29 protein-coding genes are annotated in these 24,067 nt (G+C 36.3%); 16 read left to right on the top strand and 13 right to left on the bottom strand.

From position 1 onward, the window contains the following. The first annotated feature begins 1 nt into the window (after nt 1). The 4 genes from G4D63_RS03515 to G4D63_RS03500 all read left to right on the top strand — a co-directional run bounded on the left by G4D63_RS03515 (nt 2) and on the right by G4D63_RS03500 (nt 5,589). Nucleotides 2-1,228, top strand: a complete 1,227-nt coding sequence (locus G4D63_RS03515) for a metallophosphoesterase family protein (RefSeq protein WP_163177735.1) — start codon at nt 2-4, stop codon at nt 1,226-1,228. 15 nt (nt 1,229-1,243) lie between these two features. Continuing rightward, nucleotides 1,244-4,276: an ATP-binding protein gene (locus G4D63_RS03510; protein WP_163177733.1), complete on the top strand. Its 3,033-nt coding sequence runs from the start codon at nt 1,244-1,246 to the stop codon at nt 4,274-4,276. 69 nt (nt 4,277-4,345) lie between these two features. Next, a complete protein-coding gene (gene yhaM, locus G4D63_RS03505; RefSeq protein WP_163177731.1) occupies nt 4,346-5,290 on the top strand; it encodes a 3'-5' exoribonuclease YhaM in 945 nt (314 codons plus the stop codon). Nucleotides 5,291-5,364: 74 nt separating this feature from the next. After that, the gene (locus tag G4D63_RS03500; RefSeq protein ID WP_163177729.1) at nt 5,365-5,589 is read left to right on the top strand and encodes a sporulation YhaL family protein; all 225 of its coding nucleotides are present in this window, start codon (nt 5,365-5,367) and stop codon (nt 5,587-5,589) included. Between the two features lie 42 nt (nt 5,590-5,631). Here G4D63_RS03500 and G4D63_RS03495 read toward each other — a convergent pair whose 3' ends face one another. Further along, nucleotides 5,632-6,504, bottom strand: a complete 873-nt coding sequence (locus G4D63_RS03495) for a peptidylprolyl isomerase (protein ID WP_163177727.1) — start codon at nt 6,502-6,504, stop codon at nt 5,632-5,634. 425 nt (nt 6,505-6,929) lie between these two features. Here G4D63_RS03495 and G4D63_RS03490 point away from each other — a divergent pair, with 425 nt between their 5' ends. The 3 genes from G4D63_RS03490 to G4D63_RS03480 all read left to right on the top strand — a co-directional run bounded on the left by G4D63_RS03490 (nt 6,930) and on the right by G4D63_RS03480 (nt 7,365). Next, on the top strand, nt 6,930-7,019 hold the full coding sequence (locus G4D63_RS03490; protein ID WP_163177725.1) for a YjcZ family sporulation protein: 90 nt from the start codon (nt 6,930-6,932) through the stop codon (nt 7,017-7,019). Nucleotides 7,020-7,114: 95 nt separating this feature from the next. Continuing rightward, entirely contained in the window at nt 7,115-7,198 is an 84-nt protein-coding gene (locus G4D63_RS03485) for a YjcZ family sporulation protein (protein WP_142332969.1), read from the top strand. A gap of 83 nt (nt 7,199-7,281) precedes the next feature. Continuing rightward, nucleotides 7,282-7,365, top strand: coding sequence for a YjcZ family sporulation protein (locus tag G4D63_RS03480; protein WP_163178382.1), 84 nt, complete (start codon nt 7,282-7,284; stop codon nt 7,363-7,365). Nucleotides 7,366-7,741: 376 nt separating this feature from the next. Here the strand turns inward: G4D63_RS03480 and G4D63_RS03475 are convergent, their stop codons facing one another. Next, nucleotides 7,742-7,921, bottom strand: coding sequence for a hypothetical protein (locus tag G4D63_RS03475; RefSeq protein WP_163177723.1), 180 nt, complete (start codon nt 7,919-7,921; stop codon nt 7,742-7,744). Nucleotides 7,922-8,347: 426 nt separating this feature from the next. On the opposite strand from G4D63_RS03475, the gene G4D63_RS03470 reads away from it, so the two are divergent. After that, nucleotides 8,348-8,938, top strand: a complete 591-nt coding sequence (locus G4D63_RS03470) for a YpmS family protein (RefSeq protein ID WP_163177721.1) — start codon at nt 8,348-8,350, stop codon at nt 8,936-8,938. Nucleotides 8,939-8,971: 33 nt separating this feature from the next. On the opposite strand, the gene G4D63_RS03465 is transcribed toward G4D63_RS03470, so the two are convergent. Next, a complete protein-coding gene (locus tag G4D63_RS03465; protein ID WP_163177719.1) occupies nt 8,972-9,514 on the bottom strand; it encodes a DUF3267 domain-containing protein in 543 nt (180 codons plus the stop codon). 123 nt (nt 9,515-9,637) lie between these two features. Here G4D63_RS03465 and G4D63_RS03460 point away from each other — a divergent pair, with 123 nt between their 5' ends. Beyond that, nucleotides 9,638-9,991 carry a DUF1878 family protein gene (locus G4D63_RS03460; protein ID WP_163177717.1) on the top strand — a complete coding sequence of 118 codons (354 nt, stop codon included), beginning with the start codon at nt 9,638-9,640 and terminating at the stop codon, nt 9,989-9,991. On the opposite strand, the gene G4D63_RS03455 is transcribed toward G4D63_RS03460, so the two are convergent. Together G4D63_RS03455 and G4D63_RS03450 are read right to left on the bottom strand one after the other, a co-directional pair. Continuing rightward, nucleotides 9,988-10,551: an HTH-type transcriptional regulator Hpr gene (locus tag G4D63_RS03455; RefSeq protein WP_163177715.1), complete on the bottom strand. Its 564-nt coding sequence runs from the start codon at nt 10,549-10,551 to the stop codon at nt 9,988-9,990. The two genes, G4D63_RS03460 and G4D63_RS03455, sit on opposite strands and share 4 nt — an antisense overlap. A 217-nt stretch (nt 10,552-10,768) precedes the next feature. Then, entirely contained in the window at nt 10,769-11,143 is a 375-nt protein-coding gene (locus tag G4D63_RS03450; protein ID WP_163177713.1) for a YtxH domain-containing protein, read from the bottom strand. A gap of 165 nt (nt 11,144-11,308) precedes the next feature. On the opposite strand from G4D63_RS03450, the gene yhzF reads away from it, so the two are divergent. Continuing rightward, nucleotides 11,309-11,503: a membrane protein YhzF gene (yhzF, locus tag G4D63_RS03445; RefSeq protein ID WP_163177711.1), complete on the top strand. Its 195-nt coding sequence runs from the start codon at nt 11,309-11,311 to the stop codon at nt 11,501-11,503. 73 nt (nt 11,504-11,576) lie between these two features. Here the strand turns inward: yhzF and G4D63_RS03440 are convergent, their stop codons facing one another. Continuing rightward, nucleotides 11,577-13,166, bottom strand: a complete 1,590-nt coding sequence (locus tag G4D63_RS03440) for a catalase (protein ID WP_163177709.1) — start codon at nt 13,164-13,166, stop codon at nt 11,577-11,579. 117 nt (nt 13,167-13,283) lie between these two features. On the opposite strand from G4D63_RS03440, the gene G4D63_RS03435 reads away from it, so the two are divergent. Further along, nucleotides 13,284-14,165: a hypothetical protein gene (locus G4D63_RS03435; RefSeq protein WP_163177707.1), complete on the top strand. Its 882-nt coding sequence runs from the start codon at nt 13,284-13,286 to the stop codon at nt 14,163-14,165. A gap of 182 nt (nt 14,166-14,347) precedes the next feature. Here the strand turns inward: G4D63_RS03435 and G4D63_RS03430 are convergent, their stop codons facing one another. After that, nucleotides 14,348-14,779 carry an HIT family protein gene (locus G4D63_RS03430; RefSeq protein ID WP_163177705.1) on the bottom strand — a complete coding sequence of 144 codons (432 nt, stop codon included), beginning with the start codon at nt 14,777-14,779 and terminating at the stop codon, nt 14,348-14,350. A gap of 1,096 nt (nt 14,780-15,875) precedes the next feature. On the opposite strand from G4D63_RS03430, the gene G4D63_RS03425 reads away from it, so the two are divergent. The 3 genes from G4D63_RS03425 to G4D63_RS03415 are packed head-to-tail and all read left to right on the top strand — an operon-like array spanning nt 15,876 to nt 18,551. Then, nucleotides 15,876-16,628 carry an ABC transporter ATP-binding protein gene (locus tag G4D63_RS03425; protein ID WP_163177703.1) on the top strand — a complete coding sequence of 251 codons (753 nt, stop codon included), beginning with the start codon at nt 15,876-15,878 and terminating at the stop codon, nt 16,626-16,628. Further along, nucleotides 16,615-17,829, top strand: coding sequence for an ABC transporter permease (locus tag G4D63_RS03420; protein ID WP_163177701.1), 1,215 nt, complete (start codon nt 16,615-16,617; stop codon nt 17,827-17,829). Before G4D63_RS03425 ends, G4D63_RS03420 begins: the two co-directional genes overlap by 14 nt. A gap of 14 nt (nt 17,830-17,843) precedes the next feature. Continuing rightward, nucleotides 17,844-18,551 (top strand): EcsC family protein, encoded by a 708-nt coding sequence (locus tag G4D63_RS03415; RefSeq protein ID WP_275580233.1) that lies wholly within the window; start codon nt 17,844-17,846, stop codon nt 18,549-18,551. 64 nt (nt 18,552-18,615) lie between these two features. On the opposite strand, the gene G4D63_RS03410 is transcribed toward G4D63_RS03415, so the two are convergent. Continuing rightward, entirely contained in the window at nt 18,616-19,812 is a 1,197-nt protein-coding gene (locus G4D63_RS03410; RefSeq protein WP_275580232.1) for a M20 family metallopeptidase, read from the bottom strand. A 141-nt stretch (nt 19,813-19,953) separates the two neighbouring features. On the opposite strand from G4D63_RS03410, the gene G4D63_RS03405 reads away from it, so the two are divergent. Next, a complete protein-coding gene (locus tag G4D63_RS03405) occupies nt 19,954-20,649 on the top strand; it encodes a phosphatase PAP2 family protein (RefSeq protein ID WP_163177697.1) in 696 nt (231 codons plus the stop codon). A 277-nt stretch (nt 20,650-20,926) separates the two neighbouring features. Here G4D63_RS03405 and G4D63_RS03400 read toward each other — a convergent pair whose 3' ends face one another. Then, on the bottom strand, nt 20,927-21,142 hold the full coding sequence (locus G4D63_RS03400) for a spore germination protein (RefSeq protein WP_163177695.1): 216 nt from the start codon (nt 21,140-21,142) through the stop codon (nt 20,927-20,929). Between the two features lie 207 nt (nt 21,143-21,349). Between G4D63_RS03400 and G4D63_RS03395 the strand changes: the two genes are divergently transcribed. Then, the gene (locus G4D63_RS03395) at nt 21,350-21,562 is read left to right on the top strand and encodes a YppG family protein (RefSeq protein WP_163177693.1); all 213 of its coding nucleotides are present in this window, start codon (nt 21,350-21,352) and stop codon (nt 21,560-21,562) included. Nucleotides 21,563-21,620: 58 nt separating this feature from the next. Here G4D63_RS03395 and G4D63_RS03390 read toward each other — a convergent pair whose 3' ends face one another. The 4 genes from G4D63_RS03390 to G4D63_RS03375 all read right to left on the bottom strand — a co-directional run bounded on the left by G4D63_RS03390 (nt 21,621) and on the right by G4D63_RS03375 (nt 23,928). Continuing rightward, nucleotides 21,621-21,869, bottom strand: coding sequence for a stage VI sporulation protein F (locus tag G4D63_RS03390; protein WP_205603754.1), 249 nt, complete (start codon nt 21,867-21,869; stop codon nt 21,621-21,623). A 152-nt stretch (nt 21,870-22,021) separates the two neighbouring features. After that, nucleotides 22,022-22,168 carry a YjcZ family sporulation protein gene (locus G4D63_RS22345; RefSeq protein ID WP_163177691.1) on the bottom strand — a complete coding sequence of 49 codons (147 nt, stop codon included), beginning with the start codon at nt 22,166-22,168 and terminating at the stop codon, nt 22,022-22,024. Nucleotides 22,169-22,201: 33 nt separating this feature from the next. Next, nucleotides 22,202-22,297 (bottom strand): YjcZ family sporulation protein, encoded by a 96-nt coding sequence (locus G4D63_RS03380; RefSeq protein WP_163177689.1) that lies wholly within the window; start codon nt 22,295-22,297, stop codon nt 22,202-22,204. A 143-nt stretch (nt 22,298-22,440) separates the two neighbouring features. Next, nucleotides 22,441-23,928 (bottom strand): amidase family protein, encoded by a 1,488-nt coding sequence (locus G4D63_RS03375; protein ID WP_163177687.1) that lies wholly within the window; start codon nt 23,926-23,928, stop codon nt 22,441-22,443. Nucleotides 23,929-24,067: the final 139 nt, after the last annotated feature.

The raw sequence follows: 24,067 nt of genomic DNA, 5'->3' as shown, positions 1-24,067 counted from the left end.
TATGAAGCCAATTACGTTTCTTCATGCAGCAGATTTACACCTGGATAGCCCGTATATTGGACTTAAACATCTACCGGAATCTTTACTTAATAGAGTTCAGGAAAGTACCTTTATTTCCTTAGAACGGATTATCAATCTTGCAATAAAAAAGAAGGTAGATTTTATTATTCTAGCAGGTGATCTCTTTGATTCTGAACAGAGAAGCTTGAGGGCTCAAATTCGTTTACGAACCGAACTTTCACGTTTAGAGCAAGAGGGAATTGCCGCATATATTATACATGGAAACCACGATCCATTGAACGGAGACTGGATTAAGCTTGAGTGGCCATCTAATGCTCATTTTTTTAATGAAAACATAGAAGCCAAGCCCTATATAAGAGAAGGAGAGCAAGTGGCTACTCTCTATGGTTTTAGTTATTTGGACAAGGCAGTAACGGAAAACAAGGCCATTCAATATGAGAAAGAAACAAAGGAAGGCTATCATATCGCCATTTTACATGGGACGATATCCTCTAATACAGATCATAATCCTTACGCACCGTTTATACTATCTGACTTAAACAATAAAGGCTTTGATTATTGGGCATTAGGGCATATCCACTCTAGGCAGATTCTACAAACTGAGCCACCGGTTATCTATCCAGGTAATATCCAAGGTCGTCATCGAAAGGAAGCTGGAGAAAAAGGCTGTATGTATGTATCAATGAGCGAATTAGGAACCAGCTACTCTTTTGTAGCAACATGTGATATTTTGTGGGAACATTTGAAGATTACTGCAAGTGATATCCAAACCATAGATGATCTTATACATAAATGTAAAACAGAGTTAGAGGAATATAGAAAGGCTCAGCAAGCAGTAATTCTTCAGCTAGAGATTTACGGAAATAGTGAACTCTCGACCATCATTTATCAGCACGGAGTTACGGAAGATGTGCTGGAAATTCTTAATGAAGGGGAAGCAACTCGAACAGACTTTATCTGGGTTAACTCCCTTGATTTTAAAATAGATGTTATGAAAGATAAGGAAACGTTAAAGGGTGAGCTTCATTTTCTTGGAGATCTACTGCAACATTTTGAGGATTACAATAACTTTGATGAGGCATTAGCACCATTATATAAGCACAAAGAAGGCAGACGTTTCCTAGCAGCTCTGAATGATCAAGAAATAGATATTATTAAAGCTGAGGCGGAGAGCTGGATTTTACATGAACTACTTAGATCTAAGTAAAATGGAGGTGATGAAATGATCATCCAAAAGCTGCACATATACGGTTACGGAAAGATGGTCGATCAGGAGATACAACTGACTGACTCTTTACACGCTTTTTACGGTGAGAATGAAGCGGGAAAATCGACCATTATGTCCTTTATGCATAGTATCTTATTTGGCTTTCCATTAAGGAATCAGCATGAGAATCGTTATGAGCCTAGAACAGGACTGAAATATGGTGGGAAAATGACCATTTATTCTGCTCAGTATGGACAATTAACGATTGAGCGTTTAGCAGGCAAAGCAGCGGGCGAAATAACGGTTTACTTCGAGGACGGTACAGTTGGAGGAGAAGTGGAACTACATAAGCTATTAAATGGTATGAATAGAAAGTTGTTTACTTCTATTTTCTCCTTTTGCTTGCAGGGGCTACAGGATATCCAATCTATAAATGGCGATGAACTTAGTCAATACCTGCTATCTACAAGCATCCTCGGTAGTGATCAGATTATCGAACTAGAAAAGAAACTTTTGAAGGAAATGGAGCAAATTTTTAAGCCAAGTGGTAAGAAGCCAGAGCTTAACCAAGATCTTGATCTCACAGCGAAGCTCGCACAACAGGTTCATTCAGCAAAATCACAGGTCTTGGAATATCAAACATTACTATCAGAAGAAGCACAACTAGAAGCCGATTATATAGACATTCAAAACGAGCTGCATAACCTTGGATTACTAATAAAAAAGCTGGATATTTTTGAGCAATATATTCCTTTCAATAATGAACGAATTTCAATATCTGTTCAAAGAGAAGAACTTGGTTTGAAACCAGTTATACCAGTAAATGGAATAACTAGATTGGAAAATCTTCTTCAAAATTTACTACCTATTGAAGCAAGAATTAGTGGGCTAAAAGTGAAATTTGAAGAAAATCAAAAAAAACTCAAAAGCCTTTCCATAGATGAAGAGTTAATTAATAGGGAAAGTGAAGTAAAAGCAATTGTTCAAAAAGATGCAAGGGTTATAATGAAGCAGGAATCACTTCTTAACATAGCTTCTAAAATAGAAATGCTAGAAGATCAAGCAGCAAAAATTAAAAAAACATTAGGAGTTAACCTCACTGACTTGGAGCTAGATGAGATAAATCTTTCACTATCAGTAAAAAATGATTTGAAAGAATTATTATCAAAGTACATGGCTCTTCAAAACAAAAAAGAAATACTACAACAACAGCAGGAGCAAATACAAGAAAATATAGTCACAGCTGAAAATGGTGTTCGTCACTATCGTGTCCAGCTTTTAAGTGCCGAGAAGAGAGAAGAGTTAACCTCTGTGGTTAATATGAAAGCAAATGAACAGATCTTGAAAAATAGCCTTCATTCTAGTAAATCTAGATATGAGAGAGTGAAAAAGCAAATTAGTGGACAAGAACGTCTTATTAAAAATGCTAACTCAATCAAGTATTCCTTTCTACTTCCTTTTTCGATCTTCCTCATTGTCTATGGGATTTGGCAGACGATTTCAGAACAGATGGTTGCTGGCATACTCTTTCTATTATCTGGAATGATGGTATGGTTTGGTGGTTCCATATTGAGTAAGAAACTGATTAATACTGAATCTCTACTACTATTAAAAGAAGAATTACGAGAATTGGAAGAGGAGTTGCGAGAATCAGGTGATGACGATTCAAATTCTTCAAACTGGATAGAGGCTGAACAGTTATTAGCTAAGGACGAACAAATTCAGCTTGCTCTCCACAAGGACAATTTACGACTTCAACAGCTTGAGATGGAATACGAAACAACTATACAAAAGTTTGAAAAGTGGGAGCAGTCTCTTTTTATCATTACTAGTCAGCTTGATCAGTTAAAAACTAACCTAAAAATTCCGGAACAGTATTCTTACTCAATGTTATTAGAATTTTATGATCAGCTAGAGCGGCTAGTTAGTTTGATGGAAGAGAGTCAAAAACATATTGATGAGAAATCACAGTTAGAAAACGAGATTTTTGAACATAAGAACTGTTTCGAGCAGCTTCTCCAAGGTCTAGGGCGATCAATAGCGTTTAATACTATAACACCACAACAGCTTATTGAAGAACTAGAAGAGGCAAATAGAAAGAAGAGAGTAAGAGACATAATTGAAGAACATCAAAAAGAGTTGGTAGAATCTCTAAGACAAATAGAGAATGAAGCAAATTATTATAAATGCCAGATTACCATATTATATACTTCTGCAAATGTTGACACCGAAGAAGAGTTTAGAGAGAAGGCCATTCTAAATGAGAAGTGGAACGAGCTAGAAACACGAATGCAAAGAATCAATGAGAACACAATGATTCTACTTCAGAATAACGAAGAATGGCTACAGGAATTTACAGACCAGACTGATCTTCTATTTGAACATCTAGAACAAAAGGAAACCTTGAATGCAAAGTATGAAGCTACACTTCAGCAAGAAAAGGAGCTGTTGTCAAAGTTTGCTAGTATAAAATTGCAAAAGAAACAAATCGAGCAAGCTGGAGTATACTCATCTTTGCTTCAACAGTTAGAAGTAAAAAAGGCTCAGTTACAAGACAAGGCAAAGACATGGGCAAAACTCGCTATTGCTAAAGATGTGCTTCAGCAGACAAAGGATTACTACCGGGTGGTACGTCTTCCACAGGTGTTAGAAAAGGCTGAACAGTTCTTTCAAACATTTACTAAAAGAGGATATTCTCGCTTGTTTTTGGAAGCTGAAACTCATGCTATTATGGTTGAGAGAAGAGATGGAATGAGATTTTCGCCAAATGAATTGAGTCAGGCTACATCTGAACAACTTTACCTTTCAATGAGACTAGCATTGGCTACTTATTATCAATCTTTAATCACCTTTCCAATTATTATAGATGATAGTTTTGTTAATTTTGACCAATCAAGGTATGAAATCACAATGGAGGTGCTAAAACAATTATCTAAAGAGCGTCAAATTATATTCTTTACCTGTCATCAACAGGCATTAGAAGGGTTAAATCTTAAACCATATGGGTTGACCAATTTGCATGAACAATTAGCAAATAAAGCCTACTAATAGATGATTTCTAGTATGATATAATGAAGTTATAAAATAATTTAAGAGTTTTTTAATAGGGGGATGAACATGGCAAAAGGAATTGTTCATTTTGAAGTTGGAGAACAAGTAGACATCTATTTACTTATAAAATCGAGCACAAAAGGGATTGCTAGTAATGGAAAGCCATTTCTAACCCTAATCTTTCAAGACCAAACAGGGGAAATAGAGGCTAAGCTTTGGGATTGCAGTCCTGAGCACGAAAGTGAGTTTAACGCACAATCGATTGTAAAGGTATATGGGGATGTACACAGCTATAGAGGTAGAAATCAACTTAAAATTAGAAATATCCGTCCAGTAAATCATACTGATTCTGTTTCAATTGATGATTTCTTGGAGGTAGCACCTTTAGCTAAAGACGAGATGATGTCTAAGATTACACAATACATCTTTGAGTTGAAGAATCCTAACATCCAAAGAATTACTCGACATCTTGTAAAGAAGTATCAACAGTCTTTCCTTGAATATCCAGCAGCCACTAAAAATCACCATGAATTTATTTCAGGATTAGCATATCATGTTGTTTCCATGCTTGATTTAGCAAAGGCCATTTCATCGCTGTATCCTTCACTGGATCGTGATTTATTATATTCAGGTGTGATTTTGCATGACTTAGGTAAAGTGATTGAACTGTCAGGCCCTGTTTCAACTGTCTATACGGTGGAGGGGAATTTATTAGGGCATATTACAATCATGGTCAATGAAATCGGTAAAGCTGCTGAAGAACTGGGAATTGAATCAGAAGAGGTCACGGTACTTCAGCACATTGTGTTATCTCACCATGGCAAAGCAGAATGGGGCAGCCCTAAGCCACCTTTAATTAAGGAAGCGGAGATGCTTCATTATATCGACAACTTAGATGCAAAGATGAACATGCTAGATCGTGCCTTAGAACGTGTTAAACCTGGTGAATTCTCTGATCGGGTATTTGCATTAGATAACCGTTCTTTCTACAAACCTACTTTTCATAACTAAACAATGAGTCATAAATAGCTATGGAACTTCATATATTGTTCGTAATCAGAGCTTGTCTTGAAAGGGGATAAAATATGATTACTCTTCCATGGTGGATTTATTTACTCGTAGCAGGCATTGTAGGTAGTGGGGTTATGATGGTACAAACTGGTAAAAAAGAGAGAAAGATGCAACAATTTTACATTGAACGCGAAGGTCAAGTGTTTATTGAGAGAATTAAATACGAAAGAGAAAAGCGAAAGCAACAAACAGAAGAAGACAATACACCAGTTAAAGGAAATACAACAGTTGCTCATTAGAAAGTCGTAAAAAAAAGAAGGTGTCATTGACACCTTCTTTTCTTATTCCTTTGCAGGTTCAAACATATTTTTTAAATCTTCATCTTTTACTTCAACGTTTGCTTCCTCTAATTCCTGAAGAACCATCGCTTCTACTTGTGTGAAGTCTACCTTAGCACGTCCTAGATCTTCCACAATTGTTTCTCTCATGTCCTCAAGTGGATCAAGTTGCTTCTTATCAGTTAGCTTAATGATATGGAAGCCAAATTGAGATTGTACAGGTCCACTAATCTCTCCCACTTCTAATGCATATGCCGCTTCTTCAAAGGCAGGATCCATAACTCCAGTTCCAAAGAAACCTAGGTCACCGCCAGCAGGAACAGTACCAGCATCAGTTGAGTATTCTTCAACTAATTTTTCAAAGGCTGCACCTTCATCTAACTTTTGTTTTACTTCTTTTGCTGTTTCCTCATCTGCAACTAAAATATGACTAGCCTGAATTTCCGGTTTTAACGCATCATAATGCTCTTGAATTTCTTCATCTGTTACTTCAATGTCCTTCATGGCTAACTTTTCCTGTAACAAACCAACTTTCATGGTTTGCTTTAACTGCTCCTCAGACTTAAAGCCACTTTGCTGAAGCAACATAGGAAATTGATCTCCATATTGCTCTTTTAAAGTATCAACTTCTTTTTGAACTTCTTCATCTGTTACTTCATATTTCTCACTTAATACTTTACCGTATACAAGCTCACGAAGAACCTGCTCCCCGTATCTTTCTTTCATTGCTTCATATAATTCATCTTTAGTTATAGACCCAGCTTCTGATTCGACTACAACCTCTGAATCATCTGTCGTCGTTTCTGCATTATTAGTACATGCAGCAAGGGCTAAAATTCCAATTGAGATCATTAGCACAAGTAGGTATTTCTTCATGTTTAACACTCCTATAAATTGAAAAGTTTGTAGAATTCTGGATAGGTTTCCTTCAATCAGTATGTCCAAAAAACCTACATCCATTACTATACCATAATTTACTAAAGAAAAGCTCAGTTCACAATGTTGTTGGTTTTTCGTTTTTCTATAGAATACAGAAAGTTATTTTATAGATAAACAATGTTTATAAACCGATTGATTAGAAGGAAATCAATCACCCTTGTTAAAAACACCAGTGTTTTTAACTTCTCAGAGCTAACCAAATACTTTTTATAAGTAAAATGCCTATTTTTATACAAAACCGGGACATTCGTTTAGTCAAAAAACGAGAATCTGTATAGTATGTAGTAAACCTAAAGAAATAAAGAATTCTTTGGGGGCTAGAAACAAAAGAACAACTAAACCGACAAAAGGAGGTAATTTGAATGAGTCACGCATATACAGGTGGATTTGCGCTAATCGTCGTGCTATTCATTTTACTAATCATCGTAGGTTCAGCTTACGTTGGATACTAAATTAAAATAATCACTTAAATGTATGATAAACGCCTATTCGTTTTTACTGATAGTTGCATATGATATTTTAGCCTTTCGTTAAAGGAGGTGTTCTCATGAGCCACGGATATGGTGCAGGATTCGCGTTGATCGTAGTGTTGTTTATTCTTTTAATTATCGTTGGTGCTTCTTGGTTCTAAGAACTAAAGAACTAAAAAGGCAGAGTTAATCTCTGCCTTACAATTACCATCACACAAATATAAAAAACTGGGAGGAATGTATTATGTCACACGGATATGGTTCAAGTTTCGCGTTAATCGTTGTGTTATTTATTTTATTAATCATCATCGGTGCTTCTTGGATGTAATATAAAAAAGTGGTGAAATTCACCACTTTTTTCTTTGTTTAAGAAATTATAAAATTTATCATTTGTGGATCAATATGGCTGGTGCATAGTAATCCAGCTCCAGCACCCAGCCAAGATGAAATTGCGATGATCTTTGCAATTTCATCCTACCTCGAGGGAAAAAGAAAGTACACTTTTTCCTAGGTCAACTAACCCTGGAAGAATAAAAGGGAAGAGCACCCTTTTTTTCTTCCAGGAACATTTGCTTGTCGGGGCTAAACGGGGCGCCTGCGCCTTTTGTTCTTTAAAATCGCATTGGACAACCTGAAAAATTTATATAGGTTATTAATTTTTCTATGAGCGATTCTACACCGCCCGTCTTCATGATTCGTTTTTCTTATGTAAAGGTAACCTCAACAAAAGATGATATAAGTAAGATTGTAATCAAAATATTGATTGTACGGAAGACTTTTGGTTGGCGCTCCTCAGGTATTTCTTTCTGAATACATAATGCATTTGTTAAGCTGTTTATGAAGTAAAGGATCAATACAGCCAATGGTATATATAGAATGATCATATTTGAGCCCCCCCTTTTTATAGTATAAGATAATTATAGTAACATGAAAACATGAAATTTTTGCTGTTTTGGACGGTTAAGCAATTGTATGTATGAGGTATACTGCATGATATGAAAAGTTTTCGTGAATAATCAGTATCATGAAATCACCTTTCAGTATTATTTGATGAATCAGGATTACCATTATTTTGTGAATTTCATACCGGAACACTCGCGTGATGTACCAGAAATCCCCCTTGCTGTAAAACAACATTGTATTTTAACAAAGTGAAAAATCTCAGTTGGTTTTAAACTAGATTGCTAAGACCTACAAGTCATTTTTACATATAATCCAAAGATATTCCAGAAAAGAGTGTTAAATTATTTAAGAAAGATTTTTTTAAATTATATATATACAAGATATGTTAAAAATGAGGTGACATGACAATGAGGGGAATTCAAAATTGGAAACGCGCATTTTTCGTATTGTTGAGCACGGTTCTAATTATGTTAGGTGTTATTCTTGTAATAGTAATTCGTTTATTGCTTACAGAACCATCCATTACTGTGAACCCTGAAGAATTAGAAGAAAAAGGTGAACCTTTTTTTACACTTTCGACCTCTAAAAAGGCAATCAATACTTGGATTCAAGAAGAATTAGGAGAAATAGATAAGACGTCTGTGAAGAACATTAATTACGAGGTAATTCTTGAGGATTTTATTTATTTAAGAGGGAACCTTATTGTTTTTAATCGTGAAATACCCTTTCAAATGACGTTTCATCCTGTCGTAAACGAAACGGGAGGGTTAACTCTTAAGGAACGGGAAATTAGCCTAGGAAGGCTACAATTACCAGGTGAACTTGTTCTAGGCCTAATTGCAGAACAAGTTGTATTTCCAGACTGGGTAAATGTTCGACCTGATCAACATGAAATTATTGTTAATGTTAGAGATATTAAATTAGAAAAAGGGATGCAGTTAACTGTTAAATCGTTTGATTTAGAGAAAGATCAATTAGAATTTCTTTTGACGAGGTAAAAAAAACTAGACTACATATTGTAGTCTAGTTCGTCAATCCTGTTCATGAACAATAATATCGTATCCACCATTGTTTTCTTCTAGCATACATTTACGGGGAGCTTTTAGGATCTGGTAGCTGTACAATAAATCAGAAACGCATATGCCAATATTAATCGCAACCAATATAGAGACATAATGAATATAAGCTGGATACAGGATACTAAAAGTTAGTAAAATAATTGAGAAAAACATAATAGGTGCAAGGATTGTCAATAATGCTAATGGTTTAGATAATAATTCACAATGCTTTATGGTTATAATAGGAAATAATCCTCTTCTTTTAATTTTAGTTTTAACCTTTTTACCTACCATTTTAAGAGCGATGATATGGATCATTTGATGGCCTGGGACAAGTAATAAGGCTACTAACATCACATATAGTAAGCCACTATCCTCTAACGGTTTTGAGTGAAAAAATAATTGAAGAGATAAAAACAAGACAATGAAAGCCATAATAGCGATTAAAAAAGAAAGAAAAAACAAACGATGGAACCCGTAATCTTTTGATAGATTAATGGTTTTCCAACAGGTCATGACGATTCACCTCGAAGTTATAAGTAACTGTTTACCATTGATACTTTACTCGGTTTGTTGGTAAAGGTCAATAGATATTTAAGCATCTTTTTTATCAAGGGGTAGTGAGAAGGAGGAAGACATTTGGAAACAATTGAGAAACGTATAGAACGGTTAGAGTACTATCAGAAACTTATGCTGGAGCTCGTTGATTTAGAGAGCTGGCCCTTACATCATTTGGTGATGAAAAGAAAGTTAAGTGAAGAAGAGGTAGAAGAATTATTTTATTTATGTGAGGAACTTACAGTTGAATATAAAAACCAAAAAGCAGAGGGCTTTGTAGGCTTTACTCCGCTTTTGCAGGATTTTATTGGAAGATTAAATGAAAAACTTTCGCCACTAGAAACTATTGAAGCGCTTCATAAAGAACAATTGTATCAACCACTCATGCTGATTTTAAAACATACAATCATTGAACAGCATTCAAAGAGTAGTTAATCTACCCGTTTGTATAACTTACCGTCAACCTCAATAAAGTCATTTTCAATATTTTCAATAGATCTTTCGAAGATATCTAAAAATTCATCTCCATAAATTTTGCGAATGATGCTCACAAGATCTAGAAATTCAGGGAATTTACCGTATACTTCTTTCAGTGGAAGAGAACCACCAAACACAGAGTAAGTAGAGGGACGATAATTTTCCATTAGGTCTAACAATAGTAATTCTCCGGAATCAGTTAACTCTACATACGTATTTCGTTTATCTTCTTCTTTCTTAGAAAACACTAAATATCCACGATCCTCAAGCTTCTTGGAAAAATTAAAGGCAGTAGATACGTGCATGACTCCGAACTTTGCAATTTCTGAGATTGATGCCCCTTTTAAATGGTAAGCAATCCATAGAATATGGTGCTCGTTAATATTTAGGTCATATGGCTTAATCCATTGCTGCCAATCTTTTTCAATTGTCTTCCATAGTGCTTTGCTAAGTTGTGCAACTCGTTGACTGTAGATTAATGCTTCTTTCATGGAAAACTCACTTGTATTGTTAATCATATTAATCACCTACTTACGTAGCATTTTCTGTTGCTAGAATTATAATTCTATTATGCCAATAAACTATTAAATAATAAAGAAAAGGTTTTCATAAAATGTTAAAAAAATATATTTATTTTGTAAAATCAACTATTTTGCATGGGAATTTAGTTATAACAAATTTACTATGTTAGTAAATTGAATGGTAGACGGTTCAAAAAACAGCCGTCAAAAAGCTCTAATTTAGAGCTTTTTGACGGCTTGATTCAAGTGCTGATTCCAGTTGACTAAGTGTTTCCTCAATTTCTTTTATTTCATTATGAATATTTATTTGGTGTGGTGCAATTTCTTTCTTCCAAGATGCTATGGTGCTTTGTACATCTTCAGTGAATTCTTTAACTACTTCTTTTCCATCTTTTGTTGATTGTTCAATTAATTGAAGGAATCCTTTTGTTTCGAGTTTTAAGTTATTAAGTTTTTCAGAAAGATCCTGACTATTCTCTTTTATAGATGCTCGTAATTGGATACCAGATTTAGGTGTAGATAACAACATCGTAACACCACCAATTATGCCTCCAACGACAACTCCTAAAAAAAATGTATTCCCTTTCATTTACTACATCACTCCAATATCTATAGTAACTTAATATTTTTTTACTTTATTCGACATTTTCGCTTATATTCCTTCATTTATTTTATTACCCTTTTATAAGAGGAGTGAAACACCTCATATAACTTAACATTTTTGCATAAACATGAAGTAAAGGGGAGGAGAGATATGCTAGTTGGCTTAATGATTTGCTGCGGACTTATTGGCATTTTCTTTTACACAAAGATGATCCATTATTATATTACGTCTAGAACCACAGGCGCCTATCCACCCGTACGAATGCTGAAGCAAAAAGCAACAGCTATGGGAGGAATTGGTACAATTTTCATTTTGTTTTGCATTATTTTTTACTTTTTTATATAAATAGCCTGTCATACACAGCTGTATAAATGAAAAGCTGAACATATTTCAGTTCAGCTTTGTGTGGCACTACATATTAATATGGATCTGAAGCATGTCCCATTTGCTCTGCATTTGTTACTGCCTCATCCATCCTATTATCAGTACCTGCATTCTTTAATCCTTCGGCAACACGTCGTCCGTAATCCTCATCACATTGAGTGAAGTGCTCAACCATTCGATCCTGAATTTCCTTGCGACAGGTGGACAATGCACTGACTAGATTGTTTATTAGCTCACTGCGCTCCCAGTCGTTGAAACGTCTATAAGTTTCTCCCGCCTGGCCAAAATTGTTCTCACGAGAAATCTTTTCTCTTTTAAGGTTCCCTTCCACATATGGTTCATGCTCTTTACCGGGATTTTTTGCTTCTTTCAATCCACCCATTAGGGATGGCTCGTAGTTAACATGTGGATTCTGCTCTTTTCCAAAATCAGTACGATAATCCATCTGACCACCAGATTGGTTAGTTGCCACATGCTTTTTAGGCTTATTAATTGGCAATTGTAAATAATTAGTGCCTACACGATGACGTTGTGTATCAGAATAAGAGAAGGTTCTTCCTTGTAGTAATTTATCGTCTGAAAAGTCTAACCCATCAACAAGTACACCTGTACCAAATGCAACCTGTTCTACTTCTGCAAAGTAGTTTTCAGGATTTTTGTTTAAGACCATTTTTCCAACCTTATGCCACGGGAATTTATCTTTGTACCAAAGCTTGGTAGGATCAAGTGGATCAAAATCAAGGTCAGGGTGCTCGTGATCTTCAATTACCTGAACATATAGCTCCCATTCTGGATAATCTCCACGTTCAATTGCCTCATATAGATCCTGAGTAGCATGATTAAAATTCATCGACTGAATTTGATCCGCATCCTTTTGACTCAGGTTTTTTATGCCTTGAACTGGCTCCCAGTGGTACTTTACAAGGTGACCTTTTCCTTCTTCATTCACCCACTTATACGCATGAACTCCAGACCCTTGCATCTCGCGATAATTGGCAGGAATTCCCCACGGAGAAAATAGGAATGTAACCATATGCATAGACTCTGGTGTTTGGCATAGGAAGTCAAACATACGCTCTGGATCTTGTAAGTTAGTGACAGGGTCAGGCTTAAACGAATGAACCATATCCGGGAATTTTAACGGGTCACGGATAAAGAAGATTTTAAGGTTGTTTCCTACTAAATCCCAGTTACCGTCTTCTGTATAAAATTTAATGGCAAATCCTCTTGGGTCACGTAGTGTTTCTGGAGAATGTCCTCCATGAACAACGGTAGAGAAACGAACAAATACCGGAGTTTGTTTTTCTATGTTTGTAAAAACCTTAGCTCGTGTATATTTCGAAAGAGGTTCTCCATTAATTGTGCCATAGGATTCAAAATAACCATGTGCTCCAGCTCCACGAGCATGAACAACACGTTCAGGAATGCGTTCTCTATCAAAATGACTTATTTTTTCAAGGAAATCATAGTTCTCAAGAGTAGTGGGACCACGATTGCCAACAGTACGGACATTTTGATTGTCAGTTACAGGATGTCCTTGTCGGTTCGTTAGGGTATCATCTGAATGTTGATGCTCATTATGTTCTTCTTTCAACTTAGTACCTCCTTCTATGTACAAGATCATTTTTTCCCATTTATAGGTACATATTCCAAGAAGAATATATTTTTATAAAATTTTACAGGTATAAATAATCTTTGATTAGGGTATGTGGTGGTAAAATAATGAAAAGGAGAGTGTAGTATGTTCCGTGAAAATAAGCCTATCCACTTAAGTCCCTATGATCATCCAGATATATATCCAGGACCAAGGCCTAGGGATTCGTTTATATTTTATAAAGGTGTAGCAAACCAGATAGAGGAGCAGGGGAGAAGTCTAGAGGATTCCATTGTTCACCTAACAAAAGGTGACCATATGTACGGATCATTCATATCATCGCTAAGTGAAAGCATGACGTTAAAAAGCTTTCTTGAAAAAGAAGAGAAAACCCCAATGCGGAAGAGAATTCCTGTGCTAGCATATGGTTCGAATGTTTGCTTAGCTCAGCTTTTATATAAGTCTAGTCTAAACAAAGGAGTGTCCGATTTATATATTTGTTTCCGTGCAACAATTCTTGATACGGATGTTGTATATGGTTCCTTTTTAGCCCCATATGGTGCTTTACCTGCAATTATTGCTCCTGTACAGGATGCAAAAACAGAAGTTTGGGTAACATTCTTAGAACCTGAACAACTTGAGCATATGAATAAAACAGAGAGTGGATATCAGTTGAGAGAGCATACAGCAAATAAAATCAATATGAAAGTGGTAGATAAAGTAAAAAGGATCTATTCGTATTATTGTGAACAAGCCTTGTATGTAAACGGATCACTCACTCGATTTCCAGACATACAGGGAACCTCTTTATTACCAAGCGTATGGCAGGCGGACATGCTCTTGCTACTAAAAGAACGGTGTAGCTTTACCGGTACCAGAGAAGAATTTATTCACCTACTTAGGTGGAATCACCAGTTTCGGCAATCAGTAACTGAGATCTTGCGAAAGCATGAGGTTCTTCTTGATCACCCTGATTGGCTAAAATGCTCATCATTTCTTACTTTAGAAAAGCAAGCAATTGAACGGTAGGAAGAACAAAAGGTGCAAGCGCCCCGTTAACCTCGAGGTAGGATTGAAATTGCAAAGATCATCGCAATTTCATCTTGGCTGGTTGCTGGAGCTAGAATTAAATGCACTGACCCTAGTTATCCACAAATGATTTTTTTATAATTTGATAAATCACAAAAAAACCTGTCGGGATTCCCGACAGGCTATTGTATTCCTGAAGATATAGAATTTGCAATGTTGTTAAGTTGCTCAGGTGTATAATCTTTCGCATGTGATTTCCATACAGCTCCAAACCCGTCTCCTTTACCATAGCGGGGAATAAGGTGAAGATGGAAATGAAACACAGATTGTCCTGCATGCTCTCCGTTATTATTAAGAAGATTAAGACCAACTGGAGAGAATTGCTTCTTAATTGAATTAGAAATAGCAGGGACTACTTTAAAAATTTCTTGTGCAATTTCTGGAGTTAATTCAAAGATATTTTCCTTATGTGCTTTTGGGATAACTAGGGTATGTCCTTTAGAGACTTGGCTAATATCTAAAAATGCCAGTACATGTTCATTTTCAAAAACTTTAGCACTAGGAATTTCACCTTTTATGATCTTACAAAAAATACAATCATCCTTATGGTCCATTAAAATCTTCCTCTCTATAATAGATGAACAATTACTTATATTGTAAAGGACAATTAGGTACTTTTACAAATTTGTCCATTATTAATGATGTACGACTTGTCTTCAGATAAAAATAAAACAGGATGCAACTGATTAGTTGCACCCTGTTCGGTTGAAGAGGAGTAATTAAGAAATAAATGATTGGTTATTTTCCACAGACACCTCATTTGCGATTTGATAAACCAGTCATTTCATTATATGAAATAATGTAAATGGTCTACCGCCAACACCTCATTTTAATTAGAATGTGTTAGTTAATTCATGCAAAGTGGTCTTTGATAAACACCTCATTTTTCATTATGGTAAAAGCTAGTTGAGAGATCGACGATTCTTGTGCAAGCTTACCATCTCCTTCAAATAAAATTCACATCATACTGAAGGAACTGAGTTGAATCGAATATACCCTGGCACAAACACCTCATTTGGTTGTTTTTAGCTTGGTGACGATTCGCTTTTCTTTAACTCCTCTTCGTTTATTATCTTGTCCGTTCTAGATGATTTTATGTAAAAATCTTTTCTGAAAATCCTAATCCCAAGTTGTTGATTTTCCACTGAAAAACAGGATGCAACTGAATCGTTGCACCCTGCTCGGTTGAAGAGGAGTGATAGAAGAAATAAATTATAGGTTATTTTTCGTAGACACCTCATTTGCGATTTGATAAACCAATATTGTCATTATATAAAATAATGTAAATGGTCTACCGCCAACACCTCATTTTAATTAGAATGTGTTAGTTGATTCATGCAAAATGGTCTTTGATAAACACCTCATTTTTCATTATGGTAAAAGCTAGTAAAGTGATCTAGGATCCTTGTTCAAGCTTACCATCTCCTTCAAATAAAATTCACATCTTACAGAAGGCACTGAGTTGAATCGATTATACCCTGCCGTAAACACCTCATTTGGTTGTTTATTTGCTTGGTGACGATTCGTTTTTCTTCAACTCCTCTTCGTTAATTATCTTGTCCGATAGAGTCGAATTTATGTGGAAAAGATTTTTTCCTTTATAAGAAATTTTTGGTAAGATTAAAGAAAGTCAAAATAATTGGGGGGATTATGAAAACATTATTAGATATAAAAAACCTGACAGGTGGTTATACAAAGAATCCAGTTCTACATGATGTTAATTTCTCTATACATACAAATGAATTGGTGGGGCTAATTGGTCTAAATGGTGCAGGTAAAAGTACGACGATTAAGCATATTATTGGTCTCATGGATCAAAAGGAAGGCACCATTACTATAAATGGAAAATCGTTAAAAGAGAGCCCTGAAGGCTATCGTTCTGAATTTACATACATTCCAGAAACACCGATCCTCTATGAGGAGTTAACACTTGAAGAGCATTTAAAACTAACAGCGATGGCGTACTCTATTGATGAAACTGAATATAAAAAACGGACTGACTTTCTTGTGAAGGAATTTCATATGGAGAAGCGTATGAAATGGTATCCTGCTCATTTCTCGAAAGGTATGAAGCAAAAGGTTATGATTTTATGTGCCTTTTTAGTACAACCTTCCCTTTACATAATAGATGAGCCCTTCGTCGGTCTTGATCCATTAGGAATTCAATCTCTACTCCAACTGTTGCAAACAAAAAAGGAGGAGGGAGCAGGAATTTTAATGTCCACGCATATATTAGCGACTGCTGAGAGGTATTGTGATTCGTTTGTCATCTTACATGAAGGAAAGGTGAGGGCAAAGGGAACTTTAAAGGAACTGCAAGAAGAATTTCAAATGCCTAATGCCACTCTAGATGATATTTATGTACAGTTAACAAAGGAAGAAATAACAAATGGACATAAATAATATTTGGAGCCAACGTTTCTCAAACTACCTAAAAGAGCTAAGTCGATATATGAAATACATGTTCAATGATCATTTAATGATCGTGGTTCTAATTGCTGTTAGTGCTGGTGCTGTTTACTACAACCAATGGCTTTCACAATTACCAGAAGCTTTTCCTTATGAATGGATTATGGGAATAGTCCTGGGTATTGTGATTACAGCTTCATCGATTCGGTCCTTTTTAAAGGAACCAGATCTTGTATTTTTATTGCCAGTTGAACATAAAATGAGCGAATACTTTAAAAAAGGAATCGTTTATAGCTTTGTTATACATAGCCTTACAATTCTCGTTACATTTATAGTATTGGTTCCTATGCTGAATCAGTTTACAGATAACTCTTTACAGAAGCTATTGGTGCTTTATTTTATTATGCTAGTTCTCAAAGGATGGAATTTATTTTTATCGTGGAGAATGTTTCATATATTTGAGCAAAAGTCTTCTTGGTTTGATTACCTCATTAGACTAGCATTTACGACTGTATTTCTAGTTTTACTATTAGGAGGAGCACCGTTTATTTACATGTTGATTTTACTAGTTATAGGTGTGATATGGGCAGCTTCATATTACACAATGACTAAAGGGAAATCAGTGAAATGGGAATTGCTGATAGATGCAGAAACGAAGCTAATGAATCGCTTTTATCGATTGGCAAATTTATTTGTAGATGTTCCACATTTAAGAAGTGAAGTTAAGCCTAGAAGATGGTTAGACTGGATCTCTGCTTCTATACCATTAAAACATGATCATGTATTTGATTTTCTCTATATTAAAACGTTTATAAGGACTGGGGAGTATCTAGGGTTATATATCCGCTTGTTAATCATTTCAGGGTTTATACTGTATGGTGTTCACTTTGAATTTGCTTCATTAGTTATTGTACCGTTTTTTATTTACATATCAGGACTACAGTTGATCACGATGTACAAGCAGCATGACCAAAAGCTCTGGCTGGACTTATACCCAACTTTACGTTCAACTAGAGAGTTAGCGTTTCAAAGGATGTTATTCAAATTAATGATTGGGTATGTTGTCTTGTTATCTTTATTAGTTGTGTTCCTCAAAGGACCTTTTGTGGCAGCCATTTGTGCAATAGTTTCAGCGTTGTTTAGTTATGTTTTTGTCTATAAATACGTCAAAGCGAAACTTATAAAACAAGCTTAGTATGGAGAATGTTTATGAATGATGAACAAATATACTATCAGGAAGCACAAAACTGGAAGAAGAAGCTAGTTCGTAGAAAGAGTATGGTTGAGAGATTTTCCAAAAATACTCAGATTAAAATAAATCAGCTGATCCCTAAAAAAGCACATGAAGTCATTACGGAAAGTATTAGGCAAATGGTAGATTTGACTATGAATAGTTCAAAGTATTTACCGAAAACGACTTATCAACCCAACTTGCCTCTTCATCAAAAAGAGACATTGATTCAACAGAAGCAAAAGGCCTATAAAAAGACAGCAGCTCTTGAAGGAGCAGGTACTGGTGCCGGGGGAATTTTATTAGGGTTAGCCGATTTTCCATTGTTATTGGGGATCAAAATGCGGTTCTTATTTGAGGTAGGTTCCATTTACGGATTTGAAACAAGTGAGGAAAATGAGCGCCTCTTTATATTGCATGTCTTTCAGCTTGCCTTCTCAGGTGAAGACCAAAAGGAACACTTATTAGAAGTCATTGAAAATTGGGATACGGAGAATGTCAGCCAAATCGACTGGAGAACATGGCAACAGGAATATCGGGATTATATTGACCTTGTTAAATTATTTCAGCTTGTTCCAGGAATTGGCGCAGTAGTAGGAGCAGTTGCGAACTACCATTTGCTTGACCACTTAGGGGAAACAGCTGTACAGTGTTACCGATTAAGGATGCTTCGGCATTTGGGATAGACATATAAAAAACCCCATTTTTCAAACGAAAAATGGGGTTTTTATTATAAGGGTGTTATGACATTTACTTTACTGCCTCTACACTTACTTCTTTTTGAAAAGCTAGTGCTGCGTTTCCTAAAGTTTTGGCTGCAATTAGCATCGCTTTTTCATTGAAATCAAACTTTGGATGATGATGTGGATAAGGAACATCTACACCTTCTGGTTTTGCACCTGTAAAGAAGAATGAACCTTTCACATGTTGTAGGTAATAAGCGAAATCCTCTCCACCCATTTGAAGTGCGGATTCTTCAATATCGTTTACATCAGAGATTTCCTCTGCTGCCTTCACAAATAACTCAGTTTCTGCTTTGTGATTTACCACAGCTGGATATCCGCGGTGAAATGCATATTCATAGGATGCTCCTGCTGTTAAGCAAGTGCCTTTTAGAACATTTTCAATTTCTAGTTCTATTTGATCTCGTACATCCTCGCTAAATGTACGAACTGTTCCAACCAGTGTGGCACTGTCTGCAATAACATTAAAGGCATTCTTCGCTTCAAAGTTTCCTACTGAGACTACTGCTGGTTCAGTAGGGTCGACTTTTCTACTCACGATCTGCTGAAGGTTCATCACAAACTGAGAACCGATTACAACAGAATCCTTTGTTTTATGTGGTTGTGCCCCATGACCACCTGAACCATTAATAGTGACTTCAAAACGATCAGCTGCTGCCATGATCGGTCCTACACGATATTGAATGGTTCCAGTAGGTGCAGATGCCCAAAGATGAGTACCAAAGATTGCATCAACTCCATCTAAACAACCATCCTCGATCATGGAAATTGCTCCACCTGGTGCATACTCTTCAGCATGTTGGTGAATTAAGACAATACTTCCAGCTAACTCATGCTTTAAGCGGTAAAATGATTCAGCCAACACTAATAAAGCAGCAGTATGCCCGTCATGTCCACAAGCATGCATAACTCCTGGTACTGTTGATTTGTAAGGTACTTCCTTTTCATCTTGAATTGGAAGGGCATCAAAATCTGCACGTAGAGCGACAGTTGGTCCTGGAAAATCGCCTTTAATGGTTGCAACTACCCCGTTTCCACCAACACCAGTTCGAACATCTACACCTAACTCTTTATAAAAATTTGCAATATATTCCGCGGTCTTTACTTCTTTAAAGGAAAGCTCAGGATTCATATGTAAGAATCTACGGATTTCTACCATTTTGGGGAAATTAGTATTAAGCTCTTGCAAAAGGGATTGTAACAAATAAATAACCTCCTTGGTTAATCGGAATTTTCAATATTCTTACTTCTATGATTATATCATTATTTTAAAAAAAGAATGACATAAATTAGTTCAATCCTTTAACGGATATTATATACTATTCATAAATGGAGGAGTGTAAATATGGAGATTACAAGAAAAATAGATACTGAAAAAAAGCGTATGATTCCTAAATTGTTAGTAGCTACATGCGGAAACCTTATCCTGTTTTTATTGTTAGCTTTCACGATTCATACATATAATGGGTTATGGATTGACCAACCCGTCGTTAATTTTGTACAAGTTCATATTACAGGAACCGGATATAATTTGATTGCCTTCTTTACAAACCTTGGTGATAAAGTAGTGGTCATATCAGTAGGGGTATTATCCTTATTTATTTTGTGGTGGAAAACTAGAGATTATATGGGAATGATTACGATTGCCGTTGTATTAGCTGGTAGTAATGAGCTATTCCAAAGCTTAAAGGATGTATTTCTTAGAGAGCGACCAATTCTAGATCCATCGATTGATGCAACAGGCTATAGCTTCCCAAGTGGACATTCAACTGTATCAATGGCTTTTTACGGAATCTTACTTTATTTTATTCTTAAATATATGAAGTCTTCACTTATTAAAACAGGTGTAATCCTGTTCTTTAGTTTCTATATTTTATTTATGGGTGTAAGTCGAATTCTATTAAGAGCTCACTATGTCTCTGATGTATTAGCTGGTTTTGCAATAGGGTTTGTGTATCTGATGATTTGTATCTTTGTCTATGAAAAGGTAGTAGAAAGAAAAGAGCTAAATAGAAAAAATAAAAGCGAATTAACCGTTTAGGTTTTTTCGCTCTTTTTAAAAGTTAAGAAAGTATATAATTTTAGTGTTGTCCTCAAATGAATTTTTGTAGTAATCCAGCTCCAGCCCCCAGCCAAGATGAAATTGAGATGATCTATGCAATTTCATCCTACCTCGAGGGAAAAAGGAAGTACACTTTTCCCTAGGTAAAATAACCATTGAAGAGTAAAAGGGAAAGATCGCCCTTTTTCTCTTCAAGGAACATTTGCTTGTCGGGGCTAAACGGGGCGCTTGCGCCTTTTGTTCTACCACTAGATTCCTAGACTCCTTCGGTAAGATTGGAGTCATTGACATCAGGATCTGTATTTATGCTTGAACTAACACCGTTGTTTGTTGACACCCAAAATCCGGTATTGAAGCCTCCAGAACCAGCTACTACTTTACTTGTACTTGTTGGTGAAGCATTCAGGGCAGCACCAGTTATAATTCCTTCATTGTTATTAAAGGTAACTGGACCCAATATTAAATTTAGCAAGTATATCACTCCTTTTTAATTTGTCCACTACTAGTATATGTATGAAGTTTGTACCCGTAACAAATATGGTTTAATTAATTGATAACTAGGGAAATATATTGCAATTTTCAGATGAAATATTTAGAGGAATAGGACAGGTGTCGTGACCAAAAATTATTTATCTTTCATAAAATGTATGGAAAATAGATGAAAAGGAGGGATTTGTATATGTATCCTGGTAGAAGGTATATCCCACCATCCTATCCTCAACCAAGACCTCAACAACGTCCCGGGCAGATAGGTAGGAAACCTAATGCATTCTCCTACTTTAAAACAGAGGATGGAGCAGTAGATTTTAATAAGATCAATGGCACCGCCAAACAGGTAAAGCAGTTAGTTGATCAAGTAAGTCCATTCCTTTCTAAGTTTTTTAAAAGATAGAATTGAAAAAGGGAACCTACTATTAATAGGTTCCTTTTTCTCACCTAAATCTTGGTCACTATTTCTTAAGCATTTTGGAAATAGTTGATGCATCAATTGGTTGATTTTTATTAACTAGAGTGTCTACAATCTTGTCTTCAAGTTGCTTTGGTACATTTTTATTGGCTAATTGTGCTAGTTCTTTGACTAGACCTCTAATTGTTTTCTCATCCTTTAGATTTGCACCATTCAGAGATTGAGCTACTTTCATAATGTCCTGCATTTTAACTCCAGTTTTCTTCTCGACCCCTTTAAACATATCACTCATATCAATCCCTCCTTTATAGTCGTTGCAGTATTATATGAGGAAAAGGGATAGGTTGTTTGTACATTCCACTATATTGGTTGTTATGCCTAGGGGAATAGAAGTGGTAGCTATCGAACTGAAAAAAGGCTGCAAATGGCAGCCTTTTGTAGAACTTAGCACCATGCAGCGCCAACAATGATTAACAAGATAAACAGGACAACAATTAGTGTGAATGAATTTACTCCTCCGTAAGTCGGAGCTACTACAGGAGCACTATAGCCACACCAACCAGGTCCACCCCAGCCAAGACCCCAAGACATAATCTCACCTCATTAACAATATTCAAAATCTAATTAGTAACCTACATACGAAGTTCCTACAATGATTAATAGGATAAACAACACAACGATTAGTGCAAATCCTGCACCATATCCACCAGCGTGACTCATAACAACACCTCCAATTTTCAAGGTTAATACAATATATGAGATGCATAATCGGTATGAAAGGGACAGTTCCCTAATTGTCATAAAGTTAAGTGAATTGCCTAAGGAAACGAATAAAATAAAAAACCATACTTTGAAGTATGGTATTAGGAAGTCTGTGTAGGACGTGCTGAGAGCCATAGCTCACTTTGTTCGAGCTCACCTGCTAATTGAATAAGAAGATCCTCATCTCCCTTTGGTGCGATAAATTGAACTCCTAGCGGGAGGCCATCCTTTGTCATATGAAGTGGTACTGACATAGCGGGCTGGCCAGTGAGGTTTGCGAGCTGTGTAAATGGGGTTCTTTTTAAGCTGTTTTCTACGATTTGGTCAATCATCCCAGCCTTCTTTAAAACGCCGCCCCACCCCAGTTTACCTACAAGATCAATCATGAATTTTTCAAATCCCGCGGGCTCCAGTTCTCCAATCCTAGAAGGCGGGAAGGCAGTGCTAGGCGTTACATATAAGTCATAATTTAAATGGAATTCGTCCATCTGGAAAGATGCTTTGTCCCATTCTTGTAGGCTTAATACAAACTCTTCAGCTGTAGTGGCTCTACCTAACAATCCTAAAAGCCATGTTGTTGGTTCCACATCATTAAAAGTTAGAGAACGTCCATTGACATTCTCTAAAGCACGAAGGTTCGCTGCCACCTCTCCAAAGTACATGTTCATGTAACTCTTAGCGATTTTTGCTCCGTCGACAGGGGCCTCTTTCTCAACAATTTGATGACCCATTTTCTCAAGAAGTTTCATTGTCTGAAGTACAGCTTCTTTACACTCAGGATGAACCTCGGTGCCAATTGGAGATTGTGTTGAAAAGGCAATAGTAAGGGTTTTACCTAGTGGTTGAGTTGCTGCCTTTAAATAGGAACCACTATATGGTGGTGCATGATATGCAGCACCTCTTTCCACGAATGAAAGTTCATCTAACATCGCTGCACTATCTCGTACTGTTCTTGTAAGGACGTGATCAACAGAGGCACCTTGCCAATTCCGTCCCATGGTTGGTCCGACAGGTGTTCTTCCTCTAGTTGGCTTTAAGCCGAATAGTCCACAATAGGCTGCTGGAATACGTATCGAGCCACCTCCATCATTAGCGCCAGCAATGGGAACCATGCCGACAGAGACCGCTGCTGCAGAACCGCCACTAGAGCCACCAGGGGTATGGTTTATATTCCAAGGATTTCGCGTAGGTCCATGAAACTTAGGCTCTGTAATCCCCATTAAGGCAAACTCGGGTATATTTGTCTGACCAAGGATCGTAGAACCAGTTGACTTTATCCTTTGTACAAAAGTTGAATCTTTAGCACTTCTGTAGTTTTGTAAGGCTCTGGAGCCTGAAGTGACTGTTTCCCCAGAAACCTCTTGTTGGATATGGTCTTTTAGAAGAATGGGTACACCAGCAAATACTCCTGTTTGGGAGATTGGAGGCATCCCTTGTTCATAAAATTTGTTAATGACTGCATTTAGCTTACTATTATGCTTTTCAATCTCCAGAATCGCAGCTTGAACAACCTCTTCTGGTGTAACTTGTTTATCCTTAATTAGTTGAGCAAGTCCTAGACCGTCATAATCCTTGTAATGAAAGCTCATTATTTTCTTGCCTCCTTTAGTAAGTAGTTTTAGTTACATTGGTGGTTTGAATATTCTGTCTTTTGTAATTTAAGTTTACTACTAATAGAGCAACTTATGTTAAAAAACTATCGATATTTAAACAAACTAATGAATCTAC

This window comes from Bacillus mesophilus (assembly GCF_011008845.1).
GTDB classification, from domain to species: Bacteria; Bacillota; Bacilli; order Bacillales; family SA4; genus Bacillus_BS; species Bacillus_BS mesophilus.
Note: the sequence above shows the minus strand (reverse complement) of the source record. Positions and strands in the feature narration are given on the sequence as shown.

Bases quoted from the DNA above. Each gene is read 5' to 3' on its own strand.
- G4D63_RS03470 (WP_163177721.1), top strand. From the start codon at position 8,348: ATGAGGGGAATTCAAAATTGGAAACGCGCATTTTTCGTATTGTTGAGC.
- G4D63_RS03435 (WP_163177707.1), top strand. From the start codon at position 13,284: ATGTTCCGTGAAAATAAGCCTATCCACTTAAGTCCCTATGATCATCCA.
- G4D63_RS03415 (WP_275580233.1), top strand. From the start codon at position 17,844: ATGAATGATGAACAAATATACTATCAGGAAGCACAAAACTGGAAGAAG.
- G4D63_RS03425 (WP_163177703.1), top strand. From the start codon at position 15,876: ATGAAAACATTATTAGATATAAAAAACCTGACAGGTGGTTATACAAAG.
- G4D63_RS03450 (WP_163177713.1), bottom strand. From the start codon at position 11,143: ATGAAAGGGAATACATTTTTTTTAGGAGTTGTCGTTGGAGGCATAATT.
- G4D63_RS03515 (WP_163177735.1), top strand. From the start codon at position 2: ATGAAGCCAATTACGTTTCTTCATGCAGCAGATTTACACCTGGATAGC.
- G4D63_RS03420 (WP_163177701.1), top strand. From the start codon at position 16,615: ATGGACATAAATAATATTTGGAGCCAACGTTTCTCAAACTACCTAAAA.
- yhzF (WP_163177711.1), top strand. From the start codon at position 11,309: ATGCTAGTTGGCTTAATGATTTGCTGCGGACTTATTGGCATTTTCTTT.
- G4D63_RS03380 (WP_163177689.1), bottom strand. From the start codon at position 22,297: ATGAGTCACGCTGGTGGATATGGTGCAGGATTTGCACTAATCGTTGTG.
- G4D63_RS03395 (WP_163177693.1), top strand. From the start codon at position 21,350: ATGTATCCTGGTAGAAGGTATATCCCACCATCCTATCCTCAACCAAGA.
- G4D63_RS03495 (WP_163177727.1), bottom strand. From the start codon at position 6,504: ATGAAGAAATACCTACTTGTGCTAATGATCTCAATTGGAATTTTAGCC.
- G4D63_RS03480 (WP_163178382.1), top strand. From the start codon at position 7,282: ATGTCACACGGATATGGTTCAAGTTTCGCGTTAATCGTTGTGTTATTT.
- G4D63_RS03475 (WP_163177723.1), bottom strand. From the start codon at position 7,921: ATGATCATTCTATATATACCATTGGCTGTATTGATCCTTTACTTCATA.
- G4D63_RS03485 (WP_142332969.1), top strand. From the start codon at position 7,115: ATGAGCCACGGATATGGTGCAGGATTCGCGTTGATCGTAGTGTTGTTT.
- G4D63_RS03500 (WP_163177729.1), top strand. From the start codon at position 5,365: ATGATTACTCTTCCATGGTGGATTTATTTACTCGTAGCAGGCATTGTA.
- G4D63_RS03405 (WP_163177697.1), top strand. From the start codon at position 19,954: ATGGAGATTACAAGAAAAATAGATACTGAAAAAAAGCGTATGATTCCT.
- G4D63_RS03455 (WP_163177715.1), bottom strand. From the start codon at position 10,551: ATGATTAACAATACAAGTGAGTTTTCCATGAAAGAAGCATTAATCTAC.
- yhaM (WP_163177731.1), top strand. From the start codon at position 4,346: ATGGCAAAAGGAATTGTTCATTTTGAAGTTGGAGAACAAGTAGACATC.
- G4D63_RS03440 (WP_163177709.1), bottom strand. From the start codon at position 13,166: ATGATCTTGTACATAGAAGGAGGTACTAAGTTGAAAGAAGAACATAAT.
- G4D63_RS03390 (WP_205603754.1), bottom strand. From the start codon at position 21,869: ATGAGTGATATGTTTAAAGGGGTCGAGAAGAAAACTGGAGTTAAAATG.
- G4D63_RS03490 (WP_163177725.1), top strand. From the start codon at position 6,930: ATGAGTCACGCATATACAGGTGGATTTGCGCTAATCGTCGTGCTATTC.
- G4D63_RS03510 (WP_163177733.1), top strand. From the start codon at position 1,244: ATGATCATCCAAAAGCTGCACATATACGGTTACGGAAAGATGGTCGAT.
- G4D63_RS03375 (WP_163177687.1), bottom strand. From the start codon at position 23,928: ATGAGCTTTCATTACAAGGATTATGACGGTCTAGGACTTGCTCAACTA.
- G4D63_RS03430 (WP_163177705.1), bottom strand. From the start codon at position 14,779: ATGGACCATAAGGATGATTGTATTTTTTGTAAGATCATAAAAGGTGAA.
- G4D63_RS22345 (WP_163177691.1), bottom strand. From the start codon at position 22,168: ATGTCTTGGGGTCTTGGCTGGGGTGGACCTGGTTGGTGTGGCTATAGT.
- G4D63_RS03465 (WP_163177719.1), bottom strand. From the start codon at position 9,514: ATGACCTGTTGGAAAACCATTAATCTATCAAAAGATTACGGGTTCCAT.